Source organism: Arthrobacter methylotrophus (assembly GCF_039539965.1).
GTDB lineage: Bacteria > Actinomycetota > Actinomycetes > Actinomycetales > Micrococcaceae > Arthrobacter > Arthrobacter methylotrophus.
Genome location: NZ_BAABED010000001.1, coordinates 3,805,869 through 3,829,944, shown reverse-complemented (window position 1 = coordinate 3,829,944; position 24,076 = coordinate 3,805,869). Strand labels below are relative to the sequence as shown.

Annotated in this window: 21 protein-coding genes; 14 read left to right on the top strand and 7 right to left on the bottom strand. The window is 63.3% G+C overall.

The genetic code is table 11. The features are described 5' to 3' along the window. Positions 1-39 precede the first annotated feature (39 nt). Both ABD884_RS19740 and tmk read right to left on the bottom strand, forming a co-directional pair. Positions 40-1,188 carry a DNA polymerase III subunit delta' gene (locus tag ABD884_RS19740; RefSeq protein ID WP_345050250.1) on the bottom strand — a complete coding sequence of 383 codons (1,149 nt, stop codon included), beginning with the start codon at positions 1,186-1,188 and terminating at the stop codon, positions 40-42. Beyond that, positions 1,185-1,865 carry a dTMP kinase gene (gene tmk, locus ABD884_RS19735; protein ID WP_345050246.1) on the bottom strand — a complete coding sequence of 227 codons (681 nt, stop codon included), beginning with the start codon at positions 1,863-1,865 and terminating at the stop codon, positions 1,185-1,187. The genes ABD884_RS19740 and tmk overlap by 4 nt, the downstream gene beginning before the upstream one ends. 138 nt (positions 1,866-2,003) lie before the next feature. On the opposite strand from tmk, the gene ABD884_RS19730 reads away from it, so the two are divergent. Then, positions 2,004-3,188 (top strand): trans-sulfuration enzyme family protein, encoded by a 1,185-nt coding sequence (locus ABD884_RS19730; protein WP_345050242.1) that lies wholly within the window; start codon positions 2,004-2,006, stop codon positions 3,186-3,188. A gap of 10 nt (positions 3,189-3,198) precedes the next feature. Beyond that, a complete protein-coding gene (locus ABD884_RS19725) occupies positions 3,199-3,537 on the top strand; it encodes a DUF2516 family protein (RefSeq protein WP_028265975.1) in 339 nt (112 codons plus the stop codon). 19 nt (positions 3,538-3,556) lie between these two features. On the opposite strand, the gene ABD884_RS19720 is transcribed toward ABD884_RS19725, so the two are convergent. Next, the gene (locus tag ABD884_RS19720) at positions 3,557-4,369 is read right to left on the bottom strand and encodes a class I SAM-dependent methyltransferase (RefSeq protein ID WP_376954542.1); all 813 of its coding nucleotides are present in this window, start codon (positions 4,367-4,369) and stop codon (positions 3,557-3,559) included. A gap of 143 nt (positions 4,370-4,512) precedes the next feature. On the opposite strand from ABD884_RS19720, the gene ABD884_RS19715 reads away from it, so the two are divergent. Continuing rightward, a complete protein-coding gene (locus ABD884_RS19715; protein WP_345050235.1) occupies positions 4,513-5,259 on the top strand; it encodes a phosphoglyceromutase in 747 nt (248 codons plus the stop codon). Between the two features lie 118 nt (positions 5,260-5,377). On the opposite strand, the gene phoU is transcribed toward ABD884_RS19715, so the two are convergent. Then, positions 5,378-6,031: a phosphate signaling complex protein PhoU gene (phoU, locus tag ABD884_RS19710; protein WP_345050233.1), complete on the bottom strand. Its 654-nt coding sequence runs from the start codon at positions 6,029-6,031 to the stop codon at positions 5,378-5,380. A gap of 207 nt (positions 6,032-6,238) precedes the next feature. On the opposite strand from phoU, the gene ABD884_RS19705 reads away from it, so the two are divergent. Together ABD884_RS19705 and ABD884_RS19700 are read left to right on the top strand one after the other, a co-directional pair. Next, a complete protein-coding gene (locus tag ABD884_RS19705) occupies positions 6,239-7,444 on the top strand; it encodes a sensor histidine kinase (protein WP_051423047.1) in 1,206 nt (401 codons plus the stop codon). Next, positions 7,441-8,121 (top strand): response regulator transcription factor, encoded by a 681-nt coding sequence (locus tag ABD884_RS19700; protein ID WP_059388662.1) that lies wholly within the window; start codon positions 7,441-7,443, stop codon positions 8,119-8,121. The genes ABD884_RS19705 and ABD884_RS19700 overlap by 4 nt, the downstream gene beginning before the upstream one ends. A gap of 138 nt (positions 8,122-8,259) precedes the next feature. Here ABD884_RS19700 and ABD884_RS19695 read toward each other — a convergent pair whose 3' ends face one another. Then, positions 8,260-8,841 (bottom strand): hypothetical protein, encoded by a 582-nt coding sequence (locus tag ABD884_RS19695; protein ID WP_345055089.1) that lies wholly within the window; start codon positions 8,839-8,841, stop codon positions 8,260-8,262. 295 nt (positions 8,842-9,136) lie between these two features. On the opposite strand from ABD884_RS19695, the gene ABD884_RS19690 reads away from it, so the two are divergent. The 5 genes from ABD884_RS19690 to rlmB all read left to right on the top strand — a co-directional run bounded on the left by ABD884_RS19690 (position 9,137) and on the right by rlmB (position 13,707). Next, entirely contained in the window at positions 9,137-9,619 is a 483-nt protein-coding gene (locus ABD884_RS19690) for a CarD family transcriptional regulator (protein WP_011690592.1), read from the top strand. A gap of 175 nt (positions 9,620-9,794) precedes the next feature. Further along, on the top strand, positions 9,795-10,577 hold the full coding sequence (gene ispD, locus ABD884_RS19685) for a 2-C-methyl-D-erythritol 4-phosphate cytidylyltransferase (RefSeq protein ID WP_345050217.1): 783 nt from the start codon (positions 9,795-9,797) through the stop codon (positions 10,575-10,577). Between the two features lie 26 nt (positions 10,578-10,603). Then, positions 10,604-11,113, top strand: a complete 510-nt coding sequence (ispF, locus tag ABD884_RS19680; RefSeq protein WP_376954556.1) for a 2-C-methyl-D-erythritol 2,4-cyclodiphosphate synthase — start codon at positions 10,604-10,606, stop codon at positions 11,111-11,113. 55 nt (positions 11,114-11,168) lie between these two features. Continuing rightward, positions 11,169-12,632, top strand: coding sequence for a cysteine--tRNA ligase (cysS, locus tag ABD884_RS19675; RefSeq protein WP_345050208.1), 1,464 nt, complete (start codon positions 11,169-11,171; stop codon positions 12,630-12,632). Between the two features lie 79 nt (positions 12,633-12,711). Continuing rightward, positions 12,712-13,707 carry a 23S rRNA (guanosine(2251)-2'-O)-methyltransferase RlmB gene (gene rlmB / locus ABD884_RS19670; RefSeq protein WP_345050204.1) on the top strand — a complete coding sequence of 332 codons (996 nt, stop codon included), beginning with the start codon at positions 12,712-12,714 and terminating at the stop codon, positions 13,705-13,707. 119 nt (positions 13,708-13,826) lie between these two features. Here the strand turns inward: rlmB and ABD884_RS19665 are convergent, their stop codons facing one another. Beyond that, positions 13,827-14,639, bottom strand: coding sequence for a carbon-nitrogen hydrolase family protein (locus tag ABD884_RS19665; protein WP_345050199.1), 813 nt, complete (start codon positions 14,637-14,639; stop codon positions 13,827-13,829). A gap of 279 nt (positions 14,640-14,918) precedes the next feature. Between ABD884_RS19665 and glgX the strand changes: the two genes are divergently transcribed. Both glgX and ABD884_RS19655 read left to right on the top strand, forming a co-directional pair. Continuing rightward, positions 14,919-17,030, top strand: a complete 2,112-nt coding sequence (gene glgX / locus ABD884_RS19660; protein ID WP_345050195.1) for a glycogen debranching protein GlgX — start codon at positions 14,919-14,921, stop codon at positions 17,028-17,030. A 7-nt stretch (positions 17,031-17,037) separates the two neighbouring features. Then, positions 17,038-17,397, top strand: coding sequence for a barstar family protein (locus ABD884_RS19655; RefSeq protein WP_028265987.1), 360 nt, complete (start codon positions 17,038-17,040; stop codon positions 17,395-17,397). 47 nt (positions 17,398-17,444) lie between these two features. On the opposite strand, the gene glgP is transcribed toward ABD884_RS19655, so the two are convergent. Further along, positions 17,445-20,063, bottom strand: coding sequence for an alpha-glucan family phosphorylase (glgP, locus tag ABD884_RS19650; RefSeq protein WP_345050188.1), 2,619 nt, complete (start codon positions 20,061-20,063; stop codon positions 17,445-17,447). 132 nt (positions 20,064-20,195) lie between these two features. Between glgP and ABD884_RS19645 the strand changes: the two genes are divergently transcribed. Both ABD884_RS19645 and treS read left to right on the top strand, forming a co-directional pair. Continuing rightward, entirely contained in the window at positions 20,196-22,274 is a 2,079-nt protein-coding gene (locus ABD884_RS19645) for an alpha-1,4-glucan--maltose-1-phosphate maltosyltransferase (protein ID WP_345050183.1), read from the top strand. A gap of 5 nt (positions 22,275-22,279) precedes the next feature. After that, positions 22,280-24,076 carry a maltose alpha-D-glucosyltransferase gene (gene treS / locus ABD884_RS19640; RefSeq protein ID WP_345050179.1) on the top strand — a complete coding sequence of 599 codons (1,797 nt, stop codon included), beginning with the start codon at positions 22,280-22,282 and terminating at the stop codon, positions 24,074-24,076.

Genomic DNA, 24,076 nt, shown 5'->3' with positions numbered 1-24,076 from the left:
TCGTGGTGGGGAAGCGTGCTGTACTTCTAAACTATCCGGCTATTGCTGAATCAGGCTGCTCGCCATGGATTCGACGGCAAGCAGGGGTGCCACGTTGGTGGTGGTTATCCGGACGCGCGCCTTATTGATGGCATCCATGCGCCCTAACGTGACCTCAGGCGTGGAGCCAGCGGCATACGCTTCCAGTTCGCTCCTGAGTTCAACGTTGACCAATTCCACGGCGTTCCCTAACTGAATGACCAAGACGTCCCGGTAAAAGGACAGCAGATCGGTCAGGGTGCGGTCCAGCGAATCGGTGATGGAGCGTTTGGCCCGCCGTTTCTGGTCGTCCTCAAGTTGCTTCACCTGACTGCGCATCGACGGCGGCAACGTCCCCGATTCCGGCGCGCCCAAGCTCGCCAACAAGGCGACCTTCTCGGTGGCGTCGCGTTCGTCGTTGGAGCTGTTGGCCTCTTCGGTCGCGATCTTCACCAACTTTTCCGCCATCATCACGGCAGCAGTGACGCCCCGCAGACCCAGCGGGAAACGGACGGTTTCCATCCGGCGCTCCCTGGCCTCCGGATCGCGGGCGAGCCGACGCGCGATCCCGATGTGGCTTTGGGCTGCGCGGGCGGCCCGGTCGGCGATGGCGGGGTCGACGCCGTCGCGCCTGACCAGCAGGGCCGCGACGTCGGCAGCTGGCGGAATCCGGAGGCTCACCGGGCGGCAACGCGAGCGGATGGTGACGAGGACATCGGCCGGTGACGGCGCGCACAGCATCCAAATGGTTCGGGGCGTCGGCTCTTCGATCGCCTTGAGGAGCACGTTGGTGGTGCGCTCTGCCATGCGGTCCGCATCCTCCACCACAATGATCCGCCAACGGCCCGACGCCGGCCGGTCCCCAGCCTTGGACACCAGCTGGCGGGCCTCTTCGATGGTGATGGTGACTTTCTCCGTGCGGACAAAGGTCACGTCTGAATGGGTTTCGCCAAGGATAGTCCGGCACGAGGCGCACTCGCCGCAGCCGCGGAGGGCAACATCGTCCTGTTCACAATTTAGCGCCGCAGCGAACGCCTTGGCCGCGTTGGACCTGCCGGAACCGGGCGGACCGGTGAACAGCCAAGCGTGCGTGAGTCCGTCGCCTTGGGCGGCGGCACGCAATTGCGCGACGACGGGCGCCTGGCCCTGGAGCTCATCCCAAACGCTCATGTGCGGCTCCCGAGCAAGTCCTGCACACGCTGGAGGATCTGCGTGGCAAGGTCCTCGATGGCATCCTTGGCGGGCAGTACGAGGTACGTCTGGGGGTGGGCTTCGGCCAGTTCCAGGAACGCGGTGCGAATGCGGGCGTGGAAGTCATCCGGTTCCGACTCGAGCCGGTCTTCCGCGGCATCACCGGCGGTTCTGCGGTCCCGGCCATCGCCGGGGTGAACATCCAGGAGCACCGTCAGGTCCGGTTCGAGGCCTTCGGTGGCCCATTCGTTGAGCTGCCGGACGTCTCCGGTTCCAAGGTCCCGGCCAGCACCCTGATAGGCGACCGAAGAGTCGATGTATCGGTCCGTGATGACCACGGAACCTTGTGCCAAAGCGGGACGGATGACTTGGCTTGCATGGGCGGCCCGGGAGGCGGCGAACATGAGGGCTTCGGTCCGGGGGTCGATAGTGCCGTGGCCGTGGTCCAGCACCAAGGAACGCAGCTTTTCGCCGATCGGAGTCCCACCGGGTTCGCGCGTGCGCAGCACGGAAAAGCCGTGGGACTCGAGTGCCTCGGCCAGGAGGGCAGCTTGTGTGGACTTTCCGGCCCCGTCGCCGCCCTCGAAGGCGATGAAGAGCCCAGGGCGCTGGTCCGGCGTGGGGTTCTGGTCCCGCTCTTCGCGCTGCGTAGTCACGGTTCTAAGCCTACAGAGGAACACCGACAGTGCTCGACGGCGGTGCTGGCCCACCCGTGCGGGACCGAACCTGCCGCTCGGCGAAACTCAGCCGTAACGCCTTTCCAGCCCCGGCTCCCCGGGCCTTAGGCTGGAGCAATGAGTCTTTCCCGAGAACATGCCGCGGATCTATCCCCTGACACTGTGGTGGTCGCGGCGGGCCGTCCCGAACGTAGCCATGACCAGCCCGTCAACCCGCCTATCGTTCTGTCCTCCACGTATTTCGGCACAGGAGCGTTGGGCGACGGTGACCGCGGGTACGGACGCTACGCCAACCCCACCTGGGACCCGTTCGAGGAAGCGCTGTCCCAGCTGGAGGGAGCCGAACTTCCGGGGCTGCTCTACGCTTCGGGCCTGGCCGCGGTCAGCTCGGCGTTGTCACTCGTGCCCGCTGGGGGAGTCCTCGTCATGCCCACGCACAGCTACGCGGGATCGCTCGTCATGGCTGCCGAACTCGCGGCCAAGGGCATCCTTGAGCTGCGGACCGTTGATATTGCCGACACGGACGCCGTGAAAGCGCAGCTCGCCCCTGCGGACGGAAAGCCCGCAAACATGTTGTGGATTGAAAGCCCCACCAACCCGATGCTCGGCATCGCCGATGTCCAGGCCTTGAGCACCGCGGCCCATGAGGCCGGCGCCATCGTTGTCACGGACAACACCTTTTCCACGCCGCTCGTGCAGCAGCCCCTCCGCCTGGGCTCGGACGTCGTGCTCCACTCCGTCACCAAATACCTGGCCGGCCACTCCGACGTCGTCCTTGGCGCTTTGGTGACATCCAATCCTGAGCTGCGCGCGGAACTCCTCCACCACCGCATCATCCACGGCGGCATTGCGGGTCCTTTCGAGGCCTGGCTCGCGCTCCGGGGGCTGCGCACCCTGGCACTGCGGATCGAACGCTCCCAGGCGTCTGCCGCGACGCTGGCCGAGAGGTTGAGTACCCACCCGCGGGTCGAGTCGATCCGCTTCCCGGGCCTCCCCACCGATCCTGGCCATGAGCGGGCCAAGTCCCAAATGAAAGGCTTCGGTTCCATCCTGTGTATCCAGCTGGCGGGAGACCGGACCCGCAGCGGAGCCGACGCCGCCGATCAGCTGGTCCGTGCATTGAAGTTGTGGCTCCCCGCTACGTCGCTGGGCGGAGTCGAGTCCCTCATCGAACGCCGACGCCGGCACACGGCCGAGCCTCTCAGCGTGCCGGACAATCTGGTCAGGATGAGCGTCGGGATCGAGAACGTCGAAGACCTCTGGGCGGACCTTGAGCAAGCGCTCAAGGCGCTTGACGGCTAGGCTGGGGGACGTGGACGGAAAAGTTTTGATTTCATACATCCAGAATGGGATTTACTTCCTTCTGGGACTGGTTGCCTTTGCGTTGGAGCTTTGGGCGCTGGTGGATTGCTTGCGCCACAAACCCTCCTCCTTCGAAGCCGCATCCAAGCGTACTAAGACCTTCTGGCTGGCCCTGACCTGCATTGCAGCGGTCATCGGCGGCTCTTCCGTCCTCACGGGCGGCGGTGGCTTGGGTCTCTTCGGCATCGCTGCCGTGACCGCGGCGTGTGTCTACCTGGCGGACGTCCGCCCCGCGGTGAAGGAAATCGGCAACAGCGGCCGCAACCAAGGTCCGTACGGTCCCTGGTGACCCGACTCCTGCTGGCCAACTAGGCCGGAGCCACAGCGGCCCAGTCGACGGTAAGTTCCCCCAAGCGCCAACGCGATGGTCCGTCCTGAAGGGGCCATCCGGCGTCGCGCGTTGATTGGCACATGGCCGTCCACCGCTGTTTGTTGCCAAACGACGCAAGTGGTGCCGCCTCCAGCCAGGCCTGGTCCAAGGCATTCAAGAAAGTGTGGATCCGTTCTCCCGGGACATTGCGGTGGATGAGAGCCTTCGGCAGGCGTTCTGCAACGTCGGAGGGCAGCTCGAAACCGCCGAACCGCATGGATAGGCTCAGGCTCAACGGCCCGTCCGGATCCAGCGCAACCCACGTCACCCGGCGACCGATTTCATCGCAGGTTCCGTCGATAAACAACCCGTGCGGCGCCAAGCGCGACTGTACCAACGCCCAGATCCCGGCCACGTCCGATTCCTCATATTGCCTCAGCACGTTGAAGGCACGAACCAGCACGGGATTGCCTGGAACAGGAACCTCGAATCCGCCCACATGGAAGCTGAGCCCGGGCCTTTCCAAGGACTTGGCGATCCGGACGCGCTCGGGTTCGATCTCGATCCCGCATACACGAACGTCCGGGCGCACGGCCTGCAGCCTTTCGAAGAGTTCGACCGCGGTGGCCGGGGAAGCGCCATAGCCCAGGTCCACTACCAAAGGGTCGACGGCGGAGCGCAGCCGCCAAGCCTGCGGTCCCGCCAGCCAGCGGTCCAGGCGGCGCATGCGGTTGGGATTGGTGGTGCCCCTTGTGATGTTGCCGACGGGTTTGCCGCGTCTTCCTTGCACCCGCTCCGCTTTTTGCACCACGGTTCCACTTTATCCTCCTACGCGGGGTCACTTACGGCCCATCCGACGTACAAACATCGGCGCTAAGTGACCCCGCGTTGCGGTGAAAGGGTAGTGGCGTAACGCCCGGCAACGGCACGGCCGGATCGCTTAGGATAAAAGTCATGACTTACAAGCTGATTCTGCTGCGCCACGGCCACAGCGACTGGAACGCCAAGAACCTGTTCACCGGCTGGGTGGACGTCGACCTGAACGAGCAAGGGCGCGAGGAAGCCGCCCGCGGCGGAGAGCTTCTGGTCGAGAACAACGTTCTCCCAGACATCCTGTATACCTCCTTGCTCAAGCGGGCCATCAACACGGCGAACATCGCCTTGGATAAAGCCGACCGCGGCTGGATCCCGGTCAAGCGTGACTGGCGCCTCAACGAGCGCCACTACGGTGCCCTGCAGGGCAAGGACAAAGCCCAGACCCTCGCCGAATTCGGCGAAGAGCAGTTCATGGAATGGCGTCGCAGCTACGACACCCCGCCGCCGCCCCTCTCCGATGACAGCGAGTTCTCCCAAGCCAACGATCCCCGTTACGCGGACCTCGGCGACGCCCTCCCGCGCACCGAGTGCCTCAAGGACGTCCTCGTGCGTCTTCTGCCGTACTGGGAATCGGACATCAAGGAAGACCTCAAAGCGGGCAAGACTGTCCTGGTCACTGCGCACGGCAACTCCCTGCGCGCGCTCGTCAAGCACCTCGACGGCATCAGCGACGAGGACATCGCGGGCCTGAACATCCCCACGGGCATCCCGCTGGTCTACGAGCTGGATGACAACTTCCAGCCGATCAACCCCGGTGGAACCTACCTCGATCCCGAGGCTGCAGCGGAGTCCATCAAGGCTGTTGCAGCGCAGGGCAAGAAGTAGGCTTTCGCAGCCGAAGAACGCGCTGCGCTCCCGTTAATCGACGACGCCGGCCGCCCCACCTTGCGAGGTGTGGCGGCCGGCGTCGTTGTTTAAGGTTTAAACCCGTTGTTGGCGGGGGCTAGAAGCCTTCGGGCTGCCATTCGCCGGTGACCAAGTAGGTCACTTTTCGGGCGACCGAGACGCCGTGGTCGGCGAAGCGCTCGAAGTAGCGGCTGGCGAGGGCCACATCCACGGTGGTGGCCGCGTTCTCGGCCCAGGAGGGATCCGCGACGGCCCGGAAGACACTCAAGTGGAGGTCGTCGACGTGGATGTTGAGTTTGAGGATGTCCCGGGCAACTTCCAAGTCGCGGGTCTCCAGCAACAGGGTCACTTTCTGGCTGATCTCGAGGTCGAGCCGGGCCATGTCCTTGAATGTTGCCGTCAATTGCTCGGGAATGACCGTCGAGGGGTAGCGCAGGCGGGCCAGTTGGGCCACGTGCCTGGCGAGGTCACCCATGCGCTCCAGTGATGCGCTCATCCGCAGGGAGCCGACAATCATCCGGAGGTCGCTGGCCACGGGGCCTTGGAGGGCAAGGATGTCGATGGCCCGCTCGTCGAGGCCGTTCTGCAGGAAATCGATGCGGGCGTCAGCGGCAATGACGTCCTGGGCGAGATCGACGTCCGCGCCTTCAAAGGCGGTGGTCGCATTCTGGATCGCCTCAGTGACCAGTTTTGAGATCTCGATGAGGTCCTCACCGACTTGGGTGAGCTCCTCCTGAAAAACCTTGCGCACGGTGGCGTCCTCTCCTTGGAAATCTTCTCCGCACCCCTCTGACGGCGCGGAAATCATCGCGGCTTAACTATGGTCCAACTAGCAACGATCGCAGTGGTCCGTGAACGGTTGCGCATCTTTAGGTGAACGTTAGCTGAATCGGGGCCGATTGGTGACCGTTCCATATTTTGCAGTGTTTTCAGCGCATAAGCTAGATCCGTGGATCCAGTGCTCATCGGTGTCATCGCAGGTCTCGTCGGCCTGTCGTGCGGCGTCTTTGGCGTGCTCGCGTTCAGGCTCAGTGAACGGCAGCGACGGATCGCGGACCTGGACGTCGCCGAACCGATTCTTCCGGAGGGCGCAGCGGAGGTGCTGTCCGTCGTCGGGCGCGCTTTCGTCGTGGTGGACGCGATCGACGGCGTCGTCCGCGCCAGTCCAGCGGCCTACGCGTACGGCCTCGTCAGGGGCCACACCGTGGTGCATAAGCAGTTGCTGGACATGACCGCGAAGGTGCGGCGCGACGGCGTGATCCTGGAGGAGACTTTCGAGTTGCCCCGCGGTCCGCTGGGCAAGGGCACTATCGTGGTGCAGGTGCGGGCAGCCATGCTCGGACAGGAATATATCGTCCTGTTGGCCGATGACCGCACGGAAATCACCCGTACCGAAGAGATCCGCAACGACTTCGTCGCAAACGTTTCGCACGAACTCAAGACCCCGGTAGGCGCCATCTCCCTGCTGGCCGAGGCGCTCGAGGCCAGCCCGGACGACGAAGAAGCCGTCCGCCGTTTCGCCAAGCGCATGCACAAGGAATCGACACGACTCGCCGCTCTGGTGCAAGACATCATAGAGCTGTCCCGCCTCCAGGGCGCCAACGTGGCGCAGCAGGGGCACGCGGTGGATATCAACACGGTAATTGCCGAAGCCGTGGATCGCTCGCAGCTCCCGGCCGAGCTCAAGAACATCAAGATCGTGGTCGGCGGCCGGACGGAAACCATGGTGTTCGGCGATCAGGACTTGTTGGTCACTGCCTTGCGGAACCTGATCGACAACGCGATCCGCTATTCGCCCGAAAACACCCGGGTGGGAGTAGGTGTCCGCGCCAAAGAGGGCGTGGTGGCTATCTCCGTCACAGACCAGGGTGAGGGGCTTAGCCCGGAAGACCAAGAGCGGATCTTCGAACGTTTTTACCGCGTGGACGCGGCCAGGTCCCGCCAGACCGGGGGTACAGGCTTGGGTCTGAGTATTGTCAAGCACGTGGTGTCCAACCACGGCGGCGAGGTCACCGTCTGGTCCCAGACCGGCCAGGGTTCAACTTTCACCATCCGCCTTCCGGAAATGGAAGGCCAGGAGGCTGACCACGCCGGGGCGAAGCCCCGAAGCGTGATTCAAACGACGGGTGCGGTACGCGCCCAAGAGCAAGGAGCTGGCGCTTGAGCAGGATTCTGATCGTGGAGGACGAGGAGTCCTTCAGCGACCCTCTGTCCTATCTATTGGGCAAGGAAGGCTTCGATGTCCAGGTGGTGGACAACGGAAGCGACGCCTTGGTGGAGTTCGACCGCAACGGGGCAGACCTGGTGCTGCTGGACCTGCAGCTGCCGGGGACACCTGGCACGGAGGTTTGCCGGCAACTGCGTCAACGTTCCAGCGTTCCGGTGATCATGCTGACCGCCAAGGACTCTGAAATCGACAAGGTGGTCGGCCTTGAGCTCGGCGCGGACGACTACGTCACCAAGCCGTACTCTTCGAGGGAACTTGTGGCTCGCGTGCGTGCTGTGTTGCGCAGGCAAGGCGAGCCCGAGGAACTCATCACGTCCACCGTGCAGGCCGGTCCGGTCCGGATGGACATTGAGCGGCATGTGGTGAGCGTCAACGGCGAACAAGTATCGCTTCCGCTCAAGGAGTTCGAACTCCTGGAGATGCTCCTTCGCAATTCGGGCAGGGTCCTTACCCGTGGGCAGTTGATCGACCGCGTCTGGGGTTCGGACTATGTGGGTGACACCAAGACCTTGGATGTCCACGTGAAGCGTTTGCGCAGCAAGATCGAGCCCGACCCCTCGGTTCCCCGCTACCTCGTGACGGTGCGGGGCCTCGGCTACAAGTTCGAGCCGTAGGAACCGCATGCCCTGAGCGGCCGGAACGGCCTCGCAGGGCAAACACATAGCAACGGCAAAGGAAGGGCTCCCTGGTGGGAGCCCTTCCTTTGTGGTTTCGTGGGCGGCCGAGCTTTGCAGGCTCGGGCCCTTGCCGCCTTAGTGGCCGGTGCTGCTGGCGCTCGACGTCGGGCTCGCGCTGCTGCTCGACGAGGTGGAACCGTTGCTCGGGGTGGCGGAACCGCTGGCTGAGGGGCTCGGTGAAGCGGACGCGGTGGGGAGGTACTGCTGGTATTCCTTCAACGAAGCATCCAGGACCGGGAACTGCACGGTGCGGGAATCGGAGCCGTTCTTGATGGTGACGGAAGCCATGGAGCCAGGGTTTCCGCCGCTGGTGCTCAGAATGACGGCGTCGGTGGTTTCGTTGAGGTACGTCTCGGATTTTGCCTTCACAGGAACGGTCGCCTGTGACCCGCCGGCGCCGCTGAGGGTGAGGGTGGCATCGCTCGAGGAGGTGTTGAACACGGCGCCAATGACGCGGCCCGGCTTGTTGGCATCCGTGGAGATGATGAGCATGTTGCGCAGCTGAAGCGAACCGAGGTCTTCCCTCACGCCGTCAGACGGAGAATACTGCTGGTTGGTCTGCTGGGGATTGATGTAGGCACAGCCAGTCACGGACAAGAGACCGATGGCGACAGCGGCCGACGCCATCGCCAGCTTGCCGCGCTGGACGCGGTTCATCGCAGTAATGCGCACGACACGTACTCCTCTAAGAGTCATTGGAACACTTTTCAGGCATAGCCTATCGGCAAACTAGCAGGAACACGGCTTTCGATCACCATTGTGGCGGCCCTCCGAGAGGAGTAGGGTCGTCCGGGACGCTGTGTCCCATGCACTTTTATGCCCTCCCGTCAAGGGGGTGCTGGAGGGCCGAAAAGGCCATTTTCCGCGTATTTACAGGCCTCGGGGCCCCTCTCCATGCCAATCGTATGCCTTAAGCGTGATAAACTGGTCTGCGGGAAAGGGGAAAGTCCACATGGTTTTTGAGGTCGGCGAGACAGTAGTTTACCCTCACCACGGTGCAGCAAAAATTGAAGAAATCAAGATGCGCACTATCAAGGGCGAAGAGAAAATGTATCTCAAGCTCAAGGTGGCTCAGGGTGATCTGACCATTGAAGTTCCAGCAGAAAACGTAGACCTTGTTGGGGTTCGGGACGTGGTGGGCAAGGAAGGCTTGGAACACGTGTTCGACGTGCTCCGTGCCGAGTTCACTGAAGAGCCCACCAACTGGTCCCGTCGCTACAAGGCAAACCTGGAGAAGCTTGCTTCCGGCGATGTCATCAAGGTTGCAGAGGTCGTCCGCGATCTTTGGCGCCGTGATCACGATCGCGGCCTTTCCGCAGGTGAAAAGCGAATGCTGGCCAAAGCCCGTCAGATTCTGATTTCAGAACTGGCACTGGCTGAGAAGACCGACGAAGAGAAGGCTGCAAGCGTTCTCGACGAAGTTCTGGCTTCCTAACAAGATTCAAAGTTTTGAACCCCGGTGGCAATCTGCCACCGGGGTTTCCTTTTGCATGAATCCCCGGTGCCAGCCAACTTCCCCAACTAGCTCGCATTTGTTGTCGTTATGAGCCCTGTAAACGACATCAAATGCGAGCTAGTTGGGCGGGTGGGCACCACGTAGGCTTGGGCGCATGACTACACCATCCAATCGTGAGGCCACTGCCGTCGTCGTCGTTGCGGCAGGCTCTGGCGAGCGGCTCGGCTACGGTATGCCCAAGGCAAGAGTGCCGCTGGGCGGCGAAGCGATCCTCACCCATGCCCTTCGCGGCGTCGCTGCGGCAGATGTCGCGCGCCAGATCTGCGTTGCCCTCCCCGCGGGGGACCTGGAGCTGCGCGCGATTTGTGAGGAATTCCGGCAAGAGCTCGGCACTGACGGCCCCCTGGTCACAGTGGTCGACGGCGGCCCCACTCGGGCCGATTCGGTCCGTGCTGCCCTTGAGGCCGTGCTTGAAGGGACGAACGCTGTGCTGGTCCATGACGCCGCGCGAGCCCTTACGCCCGATCGGGTCTTCCACCGCGTGGCTGTTGCGCTTTCGTCAGGCGCCAAGGCAGTCATCCCCGCCATTCCGGTGGTGGACACCGTCAAAATGGTCGCCGAAACTGACGGGGACGACGCCGGAATCGCGCCGGAGATCGTCACAGGCACCGCGCCGAGGGAGCAACTCCGTGCCGTGCAGACACCGCAGGGATTCGACTATGAGACTTTGCTGCGTGCCCACGCGGCGGCCGCACACTTCGACGACACCCAATCAGCTGCAATCACGGATGATGCCATGCTGGTCGAACTACTGGGCGTACGCGTCCACGCGGTGCGGGGCGCCAGTCAATCGCTGAAGATCACCACGCCGTTGGACCTCATCATTGCCGAAGGCCTGTTGGAAGGGCCGCTCGGAGTCCGATGGGTGGAAGGCTGATGGGCCCTGCGCCCGGGAATGCCGCCATGATCCTGCCGCGGACGGGCATCGGTGTGGACGTGCACGCCTATGCGCCGGAGGACGAACCGCAACCGCTTTGGCTGGGCGGGCTGTTTTGGGAGGGGGAACGCGGGCTTTCAGGACATTCCGACGGCGATTGCGTCGCCCATGCAGCTGCGGATGCCCTCTTCTCTGCTTGTGGCATTGGTGACCTGGGTACGCATTTCGGTACGGACCGTCCCGAATTCGCCGGTGCTTCCGGAGTGAAGTTGCTGGGCGAAGCGGCCAGAATTGTGCGGGATGCCGGTTTTGAAATTGGGAACGTGGCAGTGCAGTTCGTTGCCAACAGGCCCAAATTCGGCCCGCGGCGCGAAGAATCGCAGCGTGTCCTCAGCGCTGCCGCGGGGGCTTCTGTGAGCGTTACGGCGACCACCAGCGATGGCTTGGGCTTCACAGGGCGGGGCGAGGGCATCTCCGCCGTCGCGACCGCCCTCGTTTACGCCGTGCCGGCGACAGTCCGCGGCGAGGGTGCCTGAACGCCGGTAGGTGCTGCGACGAAGGCAAATGGTGTGCATCCGCTAATCTGGAGCGGTGACCCTGCGCTTTTACGACACTGCATCCGCCGAAGTCCGCGACTTCGTTCCCCTTGAAGCCGGGAAGACCAGCGTTTACTACTGTGGTGCCACGGTACAGGGGATGCCTCACGTTGGACATGTCCGTTCAGCGATCGCGTTCGACCAGTTGACACGCTGGCTGACATACCGCGGGTTGCGTGTCACGGTAGTCCGCAATGTCACGGACATCGACGACAAGATTCTCGCCAAGTCGGCGCAGTCGTTCGGGCCGGACTGGGCCGAAGAAGCCACAGCCAAGGCCGAGGAGGAATGGTGGGCCTTGGCCTACCGCTACGAGCAGGAATTCGAGCAGGCCTACGATACCCTCGGTGTCTCCCGCCCCACCTACGAGCCCCGAGCTACGGGCCACATCCCCGAGATGCACGCTCTCATCCAACGCCTCATCGACCGTGGGCACGCCTATCCTGCGCTGGACGGCTCCGGGGATGTCTACTTCGACGTCCGCTCCTGGAGCAAGTACGGCTCGCTGACCCGCCAGAACATCGACGACATGCAGGGAGCCGCCGACGTCGAGCCTCAATTCAGTAACAGGAAGCGCGACCCACGCGACTTTGCGCTGTGGAAGGGCTTCAAAGACGGAGAGCCGACGACGGCGAGCTGGGTTTCGCCGTGGGGAACCGGGCGGCCGGGTTGGCATCTTGAATGCTCCGCCATGGCTACAAAGTACTTGGGCCAGCAGTTCGACATTCATGGCGGCGGATTGGACCTCCGCTTCCCGCACCACGAGAACGAGATGGCCCAGTCCCAGGCCGCCGGTGACGGCTTCGCCAACGTCTGGTTGCACAACGGCATGGTCACCTACGAGGGCGAAAAGATGTCCAAGTCGGTGGGAAACACGGTGAGCCCCCAGGAAATGCTGGAGCTCGCCAGTCCGCGGGTAGTTCGTTACTACCTCGGCCAGGCACAGTACCGCTCCGTCTTGGACTATCGGCCCACGTCGCTGCAGGAGGCCGCGGCCGCCGTGGACCGCATCTACGGTTTCATCGCGAAGGCTTCCAAGAAGTTCGGCGGCGGCTTCGCCGCGCATCCCGAGTCCAGCCCTGTCCCGGACGCTTTTGCTGCCGCCATGGATGATGATCTCAACGTGCCACAGGCTCTGGGCGCCCTGCACGAAACAGTCCGCGCGGGCAACACGGCGCTGGCATCAGGGGACGATGCCGTGGCCAAGGAAGCGCTTCAAGCCGTCCGGGCCATGACCACTGTGCTTGGACTGAACGATGTCCGTGGCGAAGTCCAGGAGAACTCCGAGACCGTCCAAGCCCTTGAGGTCCTGGTGGAGGCACAGTTGCAGGCCCGCGCCGAAGCACGGGCCAGTAAGGACTGGGCAGCCTCCGACGCGATCCGGGACACTCTGGCCGCGGCTGGAATCGCCGTCGAGGATGGCCCTGATGGTGCCAGCTGGAGCCTGAAAAGGGACTGAATCTGCGCCGTCGGCCCGATTTAAGTTGATTCAGTAGACTTGATTGCAGACGTACTCAACACAATCAAGGGTGGAATTCATGGCCAACAACGGTCGTCGGGCTGTCAAGAAGAAGAAGGGCCCCTCCACTGGAACCGGTGGCCACGGTCGAAAGGCCTTGGAAGGCAGGGGTCCAACCCCCAAAGCCGAGGACCGTGAATACCACAAGGCTTATAAGAGCAAGCAGCTGGCCGAACGCTCGGCAGCCAAGCGTGCCGCCGGGGGAGCCAGCCGCTCCAATCCCGGCGCCCGCTCGGGTCCGAAGGGCCGCGCTACTGAGGAAGTAGTCACTGGACGCAACTCCGTGGTGGAAGCCCTGCGCGCCGGCATCCCCGCGAAGGCGTTGCACGTTGCCATCCGGATCGAGATGGACGATCGCGTCAAGGAGTCCCTCAAGCTCGCTGCGGAACGTGGTATCCCGCTGCTGGAAACCGGTAAGCCGGAACTGGACCGCATGACCGAGGACGCCGTCCACCAGGGCCTCGTGCTGCAGATCCCGCCGTACGAGTACCAGGACGCCTACGATCTCGCCGAGGAAACGGTTGGCAAGTGGAAGAAGGGGTACATCGCCAACGCGCCCCTCTTCGTCGCCCTTGACGGCATCACGGATCCCCGAAACCTGGGCGCCATCATCCGCTCCGTCTCCGCTTTCAGTGGACACGGCGTGATTGTGCCTGAGCGCCGCTCCGTCGGTGTTACGGCCTCTGCGTGGAAGACCAGCGCCGGCGCGGCAGTCCGCGTCCCCGTGGCCCGGGCGGCCAACCTCAACAACGCCCTCAAGCAGTTCAAGGAGATGGGCATCTTCGTGCTGGGCCTGGACGGCGACGGCGACGTCTCGTTGCCGGATCTCGCCCTGGCCACCGATCCCGTATGCATTGTGGTGGGTTCCGAGGGCAAGGGCCTGAGCCGATTGGTCCGGGAAAACTGCGACCAGATCATCTCCATCCCGATCGACTCCGCCATGGAATCGCTCAACGCCTCCATGGCCGTGGGGATCTCCCTGTACGAAGTCTCAAGGCAGCGCGCAGCCAAGTAGCCAACGCTCGCTCACCTTTTTGACGTTTCCAACGGACGCTCGCTCACTAGATGTGAGCGGGCGTCCGTCGTTTTCCCGTGATATGTGAGAGAGCGTCGCTTTCTGCCCGAAAAGTCGCCTTAGAAGTCGCGGCGGTTCGCCAAGACCGGGAGCTTGATTCGGGCGTCCTCGACGACGGCGGCATCCAGCTCCGCGAACAACAGGCCGGGTTCGGCGTCGAGCTCTTCCAATACCGTTCCCAGGGGTGACACGACGACGGAGTGCCCCACTCCGGTGGGCGCGGCACCCTTGGGCTCGCGGCCTTCGCTCGCGGGATCGCCCTGGCCGCAGGCGAGTACGAAGGTTGTGGTATCGATCGCCCTGGCCCGGGCGAGCAGCGTCCATTGCTCCGCCTTGCCCGGCCCGGCTCCCCAGGATGCGGACACGATATTCACGTCGGCTCCGCGGACAGCGTTGGCCGTAAAGAGAGCCGGGAACCGGATGTCGTAGCAGGTGGCCAGGCCAAAGGTGAGGCCGCCGGCGTCGAACGTTACTGGATCCGTGCCGCCATCAACGGTGTCCGATTCCGCAAAACCGAAGGCGTCGAAGAGGTGGATCTTGTCGTAGCTGGCTTCCACGCCGGGTCCCGTGGCTATCAAGGTGTTCCTCACCTTGCCGTTGCTGCTGCCGTCGGACGCAAACCCGGGGGTGAACATGCCGGCCACGATCACGATCCTAAGTTCCTGGGCGATCTCCCGCACCCGGCTGGCCCACGGGCCATCCAGGGGCTGGGCGATGTCGATCAGGGAATTCCCGAACGCCCGCATGGTCGCCTCCGGGAACACCACCAGCTCGGCACCGCCGTCCTTGGCCCGGCGCGCGTAGGCCTCCAACAGGATCAGGTTGTCTGCCAGTTCGCGGCCGCTGATGAGTTGAGCAAGGGCGATTCGCACAATTACCTCCATATGGTCTATAGGCAAAGTATGCAACGACCACGGGGAGGAATCGAACTCATCCGCGGGCCGGCAGGCTATCCGGCCCCTTGACACAATCAGCGCACACGTCCGGTTTCGGGAGACGCCCCAGGAACCGGGTGATAGGACGTTTCAGCAGGTGAGCGGCCTGTTTGCACCCGCTGGGGCCGTCGGTCCGGCCCCGACCGCCGGCCATCGACACTGTCATATGAGCAGCGGACAACAGAGATTTGGCATCGAAGACTAAACTCTCAATCAATGGTTATGCCGATTTTTGACACAGCATCAACAACGGGCGCCTCGCGGCCGTCGCCGCTTGGGCTGAGTGTTCCGCGGCCTGGAGCGTCCGACGGCGATGCCCACTCTCCTGACCGGGTCAACGTTGCCGTGTGGGCACCCGGGATCACCCGAATCGAGCTCGCCTACAAGGCCCCCGGCGATTCCTGGAAAGTCCAGATACTGCCCAACATAGATGACGGAGTGCACCACGGAATCGTGGACGGGCTGCCACCTGGCAGCCGGTACGGCTTCCGTGCCGCCGTCCTTGAGGACGCAGTCCCGCTGTCCGTTCCCGCTCCGGACTTTGACGCCGACGACGCCGAGCAATTGTTGCTGGATCCCTACGGCCGGGCGGTGCACCAGCGCGGGGAGTTGTTGACCTCCGTCCGCATGGAGTCGGCCTTCGATTGGGGTGAAGACCACCGGCCGCTTCGCACGCCGTGGCGGGACAGCATCATCTACGAGGCACATGTCCGGGGCCAAAGCATGCAGCATCCGGATATCCCGGAGCACCTCCGTGGAACCTACGCGGGCATGGCTCATCCCGCCATGATCGAGCACTTCCACTCGCTCGGTGTGTCAGCCGTTCAATTGCTGCCCGTGCATTTCCACATGGACGAGCAGCACTTGCAGTACCTGGGCCTGACCAACTATTGGGGATACAACACAGCTGCGTTCTTCGCCCCGCATGCGGACTACGCAACCCAGGCAGCCCAGCAGGCGGGTCCCCAAGCCGTCCAAGACGAGTTCAAGGGCATGGTGAAGTTGCTGCATGCCGCGGGGATCGAAGTGATCCTCGACGTCGTCTATAACCACACGGCGGAAGGCGGTCCCGACGGCGATACCTTCAGTTTCCGGGGCCTGGGGGAGCGGGAGTACTACCGCCACGATGCCCACGGCCGCTACCTTGATACGACCGGTTGCGGCAACACCCTCAACTTCGCCGAACCCCGGGTAGTTGACCTGGCCATCGACTCGCTGCGCTATTGGGTGGATGAATTCCACATTGACGGCTTCCGCTTCGACCTTGCCGTGACGCTGTGCCGCAATGCGGGTAACGAATTCGATCCCGAGCATCCTTTCCTGAAGCGCATCGCGGAGGATCCGGTGCTGTCCAAGGCCAAGCTCATTTCCGAACCCTGGGACGTGGGGTACGGCGGCTGGCAGACCGGTCGGTTCCCCAAGGGATGGGTGGACTGGAACGATCACTTCCGGGACGGCGTACGCCGTTTCTGGCTCTCGGACCGCGGATCCGTGGAAGGCGGGATGTCCGGCAGCACCATGGGAGATCTCGCCGACGCCTTGACGGGCTCGGCCCGGGTTTTTGAACCATCCGGACGTTCCAGGCTCGCTTCGCTCAACTTCGTCACGGCCCACGACGGCTTCACCCTGACAGATCTGGTGTCCTACGACCGCAAACACAACGAGGCCAACGGCGAGCAAAACCGGGACGGGCAGACCCACAGCCTCAGCTGCAACCACGGATTCGAAGGCCGCACGGAAAACGAGACGATCCTCTCGGCGCGCGCCCTTTCCAAGCGGAACCTCATGACCACGTTGATGATCTCCCTTGGCGTACCCATGATCACGGCTGGCGATGAGCTTGGACGAACGCAGCAGGGGAACAACAACGCCTACTGCCAGGACAACCCACTGACGTGGATCGACTGGACCCAGACACCCGAATCCCATGAGATGCTGCGGAGCACCAAACGGGTGATCCGGCTCCGCAAAGAGTTCATGAAGGCCCAAGGCGCCGGTTTCCCGGACAGCGGCACGGGCTTGGAGTGGTTTGATGAAAAGGGCCAGCCCATGACGGAGGCCCGGTGGCACGATTCCTCCTTGCGGATTGTCCAGTTGCTGATGAGCTCGGAAGGTGGCGCCTTCCGCGGACTGATCGTGATCAACGGCAACAAGGATGACCACAAGGTCGTCCTCCCTAAATTGATGGCCGAATCCGGCACGGGAAGCCGTATGTTCGAGCTACGCCTGACGACGTCCGAGCTCAATGACCGCAGGCAGGGAGCACTGGTTGCAGCAGGCGAGCGGGAAGTGGTCCAAGGCAACACCATCAACATCTACCGCACCTAGGGACGCCATGAAGATCTATTCCGCTGATACCTGGACGCTGGAAGAACTGCAAGAACAAGTGTCCGACGCCGGCCGCCGCACGGTGATGGTTCCCCCGGCAGCAAGTAAGCAGGCGGTCCTGGAGGTCTTCGGCCAAGTGCTCGATTTCCCCGAGTACTACGGCGTGGACCTGGACGCCCTCAACGATTCACTCCACGATTTCGCAGACACCGTGTCCGAGGACGGCCAGCCGCCCGTCACGCTGATTTGGCAGGTCCCGGCGGCCTACCGCACGGACCGGTCCTTCGGAGTGGTGTGTGAAATCCTCCAGGACGCAGAAAGCTACTCCGGACGGGACCTCGCCGTCATCGCGGTCTTCCAGCAGTAGCATACGGGCCGGGCGGGCCAGAGCCCGCCCGGCAGGCAGTTTGACCGCTATGCGTTGACGATCAGCCCTAGCTCCGCCTTCGAAGCCAGGGAGGAATGTTTCGGGAAGACCCGGACGGTATAGCCGAAGGAACCGGAGCGGTTGATCAGAATGGAGCCGGTGAACAGGTGCCGGCCGTTGCCCAGATCCTCGAAGGAGTTCAGCTCGGCCACGGTGATGTCCTCCAGCTCGTCAGTTTCCTCGGCCCGCCCATAAGCCACCTCGACGCTGACGTCCGCCGGCGTCAGGGTGTGGAGGGCGATGTATGCATTGACGCGGAGCGTGTCGCCGACCTGGGGTTCCTCGGAGACGCCTACGGAATCGACGTGCTCCACGACCAGTTGCGGCCAGGCGCCGCGGACCTTGGTGATCCAGGACGCCAATTCCTTCGCTTCCTTGAAGGAACCGGTCCCCGCACGCCGCCCCGACTCTGCGGCTGGACGGTACAAGGTATTGACGTAGTCCTGGAGCATGCGTTCGGCCGAGACCGCCGGGCCGAGGTGGGCCAAGGTGTGCTTGATCATGGAGACCCAGTGCGTCGGGACGGTTTCTGGAGGGGACTGCGAGGGACCTGCGGCGCCGGCGTCCGCGGACACTGTGGAACCGTAGAAGCGTGGGGCCACCTGGGTCTCCAAGAGCTCGTACAGGGCTGCGGCCTCGATGTCGTCGCGTTCGGTCGGAGACGCGTCGTTGTTGGCGGTGGGGATCGCCCAGCCGTTCTCGCCGTCGTACATCTCATCCCACCAGCCATCCAGGACGGACAGGTTCAGGGAACCGTTGATGGCCGCCTTCATGCCGGAGGTGCCGCAGGCTTCCAAGGGACGGAGCGGGTTGTTCAGCCATACGTCGCAGCCCGGGAAGAGCGTGCGGGCCATGGCGATGTCGTAGTTGGGCAGGAACACGATCCGGTGCCGCACCGAGGGGTCGTCGGTGAATTTCACCAGGTCCTGGATCATTTTCTTGCCGGCGTCGTCCGCGGGGTGTGACTTACCGGCGATAACCAGCTGGATGGGGTGCTTGGGATCAAGCAGCAGTGCCTTCAGGCGTGCGGGGTCCCGGAGCATGAGTGTGAGGCGCTTGTAGGTCGGCACGCGCCGGGCGAAGCCGATCGTCAGTACGTCCGGGTCCAGGACGGCGTCGGTCCAGCCCAGTTCCGCATCGGCGGCACCGCGCTTCTTCCACGCTGCGCGGAGCCGGCGCCGCACGTCCTCCACGAGGGACACGCGAAGTTGCCGGCGCAGCTTCCAGACGTCCTCGTCGCTGACGTTGTAGGCGAGGTCCCAACGGCCCACGGCTTCGGCTTCGGTTCCGAACTGCTCGCGGGCCAAAGAAGAGATACGCGGATCCACCCAGGAGGGCACGTGGACCCCGTTGGTGACCGAGGTGATCGGGATTTCGGAGTGGTCGAAGCCAGGCCAAAGCCCGGAGAACATCTCGCGCGACACTACACCGTGCAGTTTGGCCACGCCGTTGGCCCGCTGCGCCAGGCGCAATCCCATGACAGCCATGTTGAAGACTGCGGGGTTGCCACCCTCGTAGTTTTCCCTGCCGAGTTCCAGGACCCTGTCCACGGGAACGTCCGGTGCCAGCCCTGCGTCGAAGAAGTGCCGAATCTGCACGGCCTCGAAGCGGTCGATCCCGGCCGGAACCGGGGTATGCGTGGTGAAGACGGTGGACGCCCGCCCGGCCGCGAGAGCCTCGGACCACGAGAGCGGGTCCTCGGTGGACATGAGCTCCTGGATGCGTTCGATACCCAGGAAACCTGCGTGGCCCTCGTTGGTGTGGAACACTTCCGGGGCCGGGGTGCCCGTGAGGCGCTGGTAGACCCGCAGCGCCTTCACTCCGCCCATGCCAAGCAGGAGTTCCTGCTGCAGACGGTGGTCGCCACCGCCACCGTAGAGGCGATCCGTGATGCCGCGCGCGGCGTCGTCGTTGCCGGGAACGTTCGAATCGAGCAGCAGGAGGGGCACGCGTCCGACGTCGGCCCGCCAGATGTGCGCATTGAGCTTGCGTCCATTGGGCAGCGGCAGCGAAATCGTCACTGGCTTGCCGGGGCCGTCGTCGGACGGTTCACGGAGCAGCGTCAGCGGGAGTCCGTCCGGGTCGAGCACCGGGTAGGTTTCCTGCTGCCAGGCGTCCCGCGAAAGGGACTGCTTGAAGTAGCCCGCCTGGTAGAGCAGTCCGACGCCGATCAACGGCACGCCCAGGTCCGAAGCGGCCTTCAGATGGTCACCGGCCAGGATGCCCAGGCCACCCGAGTACTGCGGAAGCACTTCCGTGATACCGAACTCAGGTGAGAAGTAGGCGATGCACGCCGGAGCGTCCGGCCCTAGCCCCTGGTACCAGCGCGGTTCACTCAGGTACCGGTCAAGATCCGCCGCGGCCTGTTGGACACGTTCAACAAGATCATTGTTGGAGGCAAGTTGGTCCAATTGATCGCGGCTGATTGATCCCAGAAGGCTGATGGGATCATGGCGGTTCTCCTGCCACAATTCCTGGTCGAGGCTTGCAAAGAGCTCGCGGGTGGGGCGGTGCCACGACCAACGCAGGTTGGTTGCGAGACGTGCCAGCGGCTGGATCGGCTCAGGGAGCAGAGTACGGACTGTAAACCTTCGAATTGCCTTCACTAGCGCCACACTAATCCACTCGATGTACAGCAGGAACAGCTTTCGGTTTCTTTTAGGTAAATGACACATTGCGCCGAGGAGTCTGGGGGCACCCCTTAGCAAAATGTGATTTTTCTCGCTAACGTCGAGGTTGTGACGACTACTGCAACACCGCGATCCAGCTCAGCATCCAAGTCCAAGCAGAAGACAGGCATCACCGAAGGTCTCAGATTCGGCAGATTCCCCATTACGGCCGTGCAACCCGTGATCGAAGAAGGCCGGTTCCCGGCCAAGGCGTTGCCCGGCGAAGACCTGGTGGTAGGCGCCATGGTCTTCCGTGAGGGCCATGACCAGCTTGGCGTGAGTGCCATCCTTTTGGACCCCAAAGGCAAAGAGCGTCAACGTGTCCGGCTCGCACCCGCACCGGGCGAGCGCGGAAAGGGAACCGACCGTTGGGAAGGCCTGCTGACCCCGACGGCGCCAGGAGCCTGGACGTTCGCGATCGAAGCCTGGCACGATCGCTACGGAACGTGGCACCACAACGCCGAAGTCAAGGTAGAGGCCGGTATCGACGTCGAGCTGATGCTCGCCGAAGGCGTCGCCCTCCTCGCGGAAGCCGCCGGTGAGAGCGCTCGCAGCGCGGCAGACAAGCGCACCCTTCGCGCCGCTTCTGAAGCGTTGGCTGATACGTCTAAGACTGCCGAGGAGCGCCTCGCCGCCGGTTTCAGCGCAGAGGTTGCCGCCGTCGTCGAGCTCCAGCCGATCCGTGAACTGGTGACCGTCTCGGAACAGTACCCGCTGCTGGTGGAGCGTGACCTTGCCGGCCGCGGAGCCTGGTACGAATTCTTCCCGCGTTCCGAGGGGGCCGTTTTCGATCCCGCCGACGGAACATGGACCTCAGGAAACTTTACGACGGCGGCGAAGCGGCTCGACGCTGTTGCGGACATGGGCTTTGATGTCATCTACCTGCCGCCGATCCACCCGATTGGTTTCCAACACCGCAAGGGCCGCAACAACTCCCTGACCCCGGGCCCGCAAGATCCCGGCTCGCCGTGGGCTATCGGCTCCAAGGACGGCGGGCACGACGCCATCCACCCGGAACTCGGATCGTTCGAAGATTTTGACGCCTTCGTAACCCGCGCCAACGAGCTGGGGCTGGAAGTAGCGCTCGACTTGGCGTTGCAGGCCGCCCCTGACCATCCCTGGGTGAAGACAAACCCGGAATGGTTTACCACCCGTGTGGACGGCAGCATCGCCTACGCGGAAAACCCGCCCAAGAAGTACCAGGACATCTACCCGCTGAATTTCGACAACGATCCCGCCGGGCTGTCCAAGGAAGTCCTGCGGATTGTCTTCCTGTGGGTCAGCCACGGCGTGAAGATCTTCCGTGTGGACAACCCGCACACCAAACCGGTGTGGTTCTGGGAGTGGCTGATAGGCAAGGTCAACAAGAAGTACCCCGACGTCGTTTTCCTCGCCGAGGCGTTCACCCGCCCCGCGATGATGCACGCCCTCGGCCGGGCAGGCTTCCAACAGTCGTACACCTACTTCACTTGGCGGAACACGAAGAGCGAACTGGAGTCCTACTTCCACGAGGTCAGCCACGTGTCCCCGGCATATTTCAGGCCCAACTTCTTCGTCAACACCCCGGACATCCTCACGGAATACCTCCAGTACGGCGGTCCGGCCGCATTCCGCATCCGTGCCGCCCTGGCTGCCACCGCCAGCCCGCTGTGGGGTGTCTATGCCGGATTCGAACTATACGAGCACGTGGCACGTCCGGGTGCCGAGGAGTATATCGACAACGAGAAATACGAGTTCAAGGACCGCAACTGGGATGCCGCAGCTGCCTCGGGGCACAGTCTCGCCCCCTACATCACACGGCTGAACGCCATTCGGAAGGCCCACCCCGCCTTGCGCGATCTGCAGAACCTGACGCTGCACCACAGCACGGATGACGCCACCATCGTGTTCTCCAAGCACAAGACCCTGCCCGACGGCAGCAAGGACACCTTGATCATCGTGGTCAACGTCGATCCCCACGGCACCAGGGAAAGCACTGTGACCCTGGATCTCTCCGCTCTTTCGCTGGATCCATCCGACTTCACCGCCAACGGACGATTCTGGGTGGATGATTTGGTCAGCGGCGAAAGCTGGGAATGGGGCGAGTACAACTACGTCCGACTGGACGCCCATGTAGAACCGGCACACATTCTCAACATCCGGAGGTAGCCTTAGTGAGCTTTAATCCGCAGGGCCAGAGCCAGTACTTCACGCCGAAGAACACTTTCGAGCTGAACGCCCCGGGCCTTCAGCATGACCCTCACTGGTATCGGAAGGCGGTTTTCTACGAGGTGCTGGTGAGGGCCTTCGCGGATGCCAATGGTGACGGTTCCGGCGATTTTCACGGCCTGATCGACAAACTGGACTATCTGCAATGGCTCGGGGTGGACTGCTTGTGGCTGCCGCCATTCTTCGATTCGCCCCTGCGCGACGGCGGCTACGACATTTCCGATTACACCTCCGTCCTGGACGAGTTCGGCACCATCAGCGATTTCAAACGGCTTGTGGCCGAGGCCCATGCGAGGGGCGTCCGGGTCATCATCGACCTCCCCCTGAACCACACCTCGGACCAACACCCGTGGTTCCAGGAGTCGCGCAAGAATCCAGATGGTCCTTATGGCGACTTCTACGTGTGGAGTGACACCGACGAAAAGTACCAGGACGCCCGCATCATCTTCGTGGATACGGAAGAGTCGAACTGGACCTTCGATCCGATCCGCAGGCAGTTCTTCTGGCACCGCTTCTTCAGCCACCAACCTGACCTGAACTTCGAAAACCCCAAGGTGATCGAGGCCGTCCACGACGTCGTCCGGTTCTGGCTGGACCAAGGCATTGACGGATTTCGGGCGGATGCCATCCCGTACCTCTTCGAAGCGGAGGGCACGAATTGCGAAAACCTGCCGGCCACCCACGGGTTCCTGCGGGAACTTCGCAAAATGGTGGACGAGAACTACCCCGGTCGCGTGATCATCGCCGAAGCCAACCAACCACCGCACGACGTCGTGGAGTACTTCGGCACCGTGGAAGAACCGGAGTGCCACATGGCCTTCCACTTCCCGATCATGCCGCGCTTGTACTACGCGCTCCGCGACCAGAAAGCCGCCCCGATCATCGAAACCCTGCGCGACACCCCGGGCATTCCCGCCGGGGCGCAATGGGGCACCTTCCTGCGCAACCACGACGAGCTGACCTTGGAAATGGTCACGGCCGACGAACGCGCCGCCATGCTCGGCTGGTATGCGCCGGACCCCCGGATGCGCGCCAACATCGGAATCCGGCGCAGGCTTGCCTCGCTGCTGGACAACTCCCGCTCCGAGATCGAGCTCATCAATGCGTTGTTGCTGTCCCTCCCCGGCAGTCCTTTCCTCTACTACGGGGATGAAATCGGGATGGGTGACAACATCTGGCTCGACGATCGCGACGCCGTCCGCACGCCGATGCAATGGAACCCGGACCGCAATGCAGGTTTCTCCAACGCCGATCCCGGAAAGCTCTACCTGCCCGTCATCCAGTCGTTGGTCTACAACTACAGCATGGCGAACGTCGAAGCCGAAGCAGCCCATTCCGGGTCGCTCCTGCGTTGGACCCGGCAGATCCTGAGCGTCCGGAAGAACCACGCGGCCTTTGGACTAGGCGAATTCCGGCACGTCCCGGCAGACCACGAGGTGGTGCTCGCCTACATGCGCGATCTCCGCGAAGGCAATCCGGAAGGCGAGGATGCCGAGTCCATCCTGTGCGTTTTCAACCTGTCCCAGCATCCGGTGGCCACCACTTTGGATATCCCTGAATACGCCGGTAGGGGCTTGAGGGATGTGTTCGGCGGCCAGCCATTCCCGGGGATTGGGGCCGACGGCTCCCTGACCCTCACGCTCGGCAGCCACGACTTCTTCTGGCTCCGGGTACGCTCGGCGGGATCCACCGGATCCTCGCCGTACACCCAAGCCATCCCAGTGCTCTCCATCGAAGGCTGA

Excerpts from the sequence above, each read along its gene's own strand:
- ABD884_RS19740 (WP_345050250.1), bottom strand. The coding sequence starts at position 1,188 with ATGAGCGTTTGGGATGAGCTCCAGGGCCAGGCGCCCGTCGTCGCGCAA.
- ABD884_RS19730 (WP_345050242.1), top strand. The coding sequence starts at position 2,004 with ATGAGTCTTTCCCGAGAACATGCCGCGGATCTATCCCCTGACACTGTG.
- ABD884_RS19715 (WP_345050235.1), top strand. The coding sequence starts at position 4,513 with ATGACTTACAAGCTGATTCTGCTGCGCCACGGCCACAGCGACTGGAAC.
- ABD884_RS19695 (WP_345055089.1), bottom strand. The coding sequence starts at position 8,841 with ATGAACCGCGTCCAGCGCGGCAAGCTGGCGATGGCGTCGGCCGCTGTC.
- ABD884_RS19690 (WP_011690592.1), top strand. The coding sequence starts at position 9,137 with ATGGTTTTTGAGGTCGGCGAGACAGTAGTTTACCCTCACCACGGTGCA.
- ispD (WP_345050217.1), top strand. The coding sequence starts at position 9,795 with ATGACTACACCATCCAATCGTGAGGCCACTGCCGTCGTCGTCGTTGCG.
- ispF (WP_376954556.1), top strand. The coding sequence starts at position 10,604 with ATGATCCTGCCGCGGACGGGCATCGGTGTGGACGTGCACGCCTATGCG.
- rlmB (WP_345050204.1), top strand. The coding sequence starts at position 12,712 with ATGGCCAACAACGGTCGTCGGGCTGTCAAGAAGAAGAAGGGCCCCTCC.
- glgX (WP_345050195.1), top strand. The coding sequence starts at position 14,919 with ATGGTTATGCCGATTTTTGACACAGCATCAACAACGGGCGCCTCGCGG.
- ABD884_RS19655 (WP_028265987.1), top strand. The coding sequence starts at position 17,038 with ATGAAGATCTATTCCGCTGATACCTGGACGCTGGAAGAACTGCAAGAA.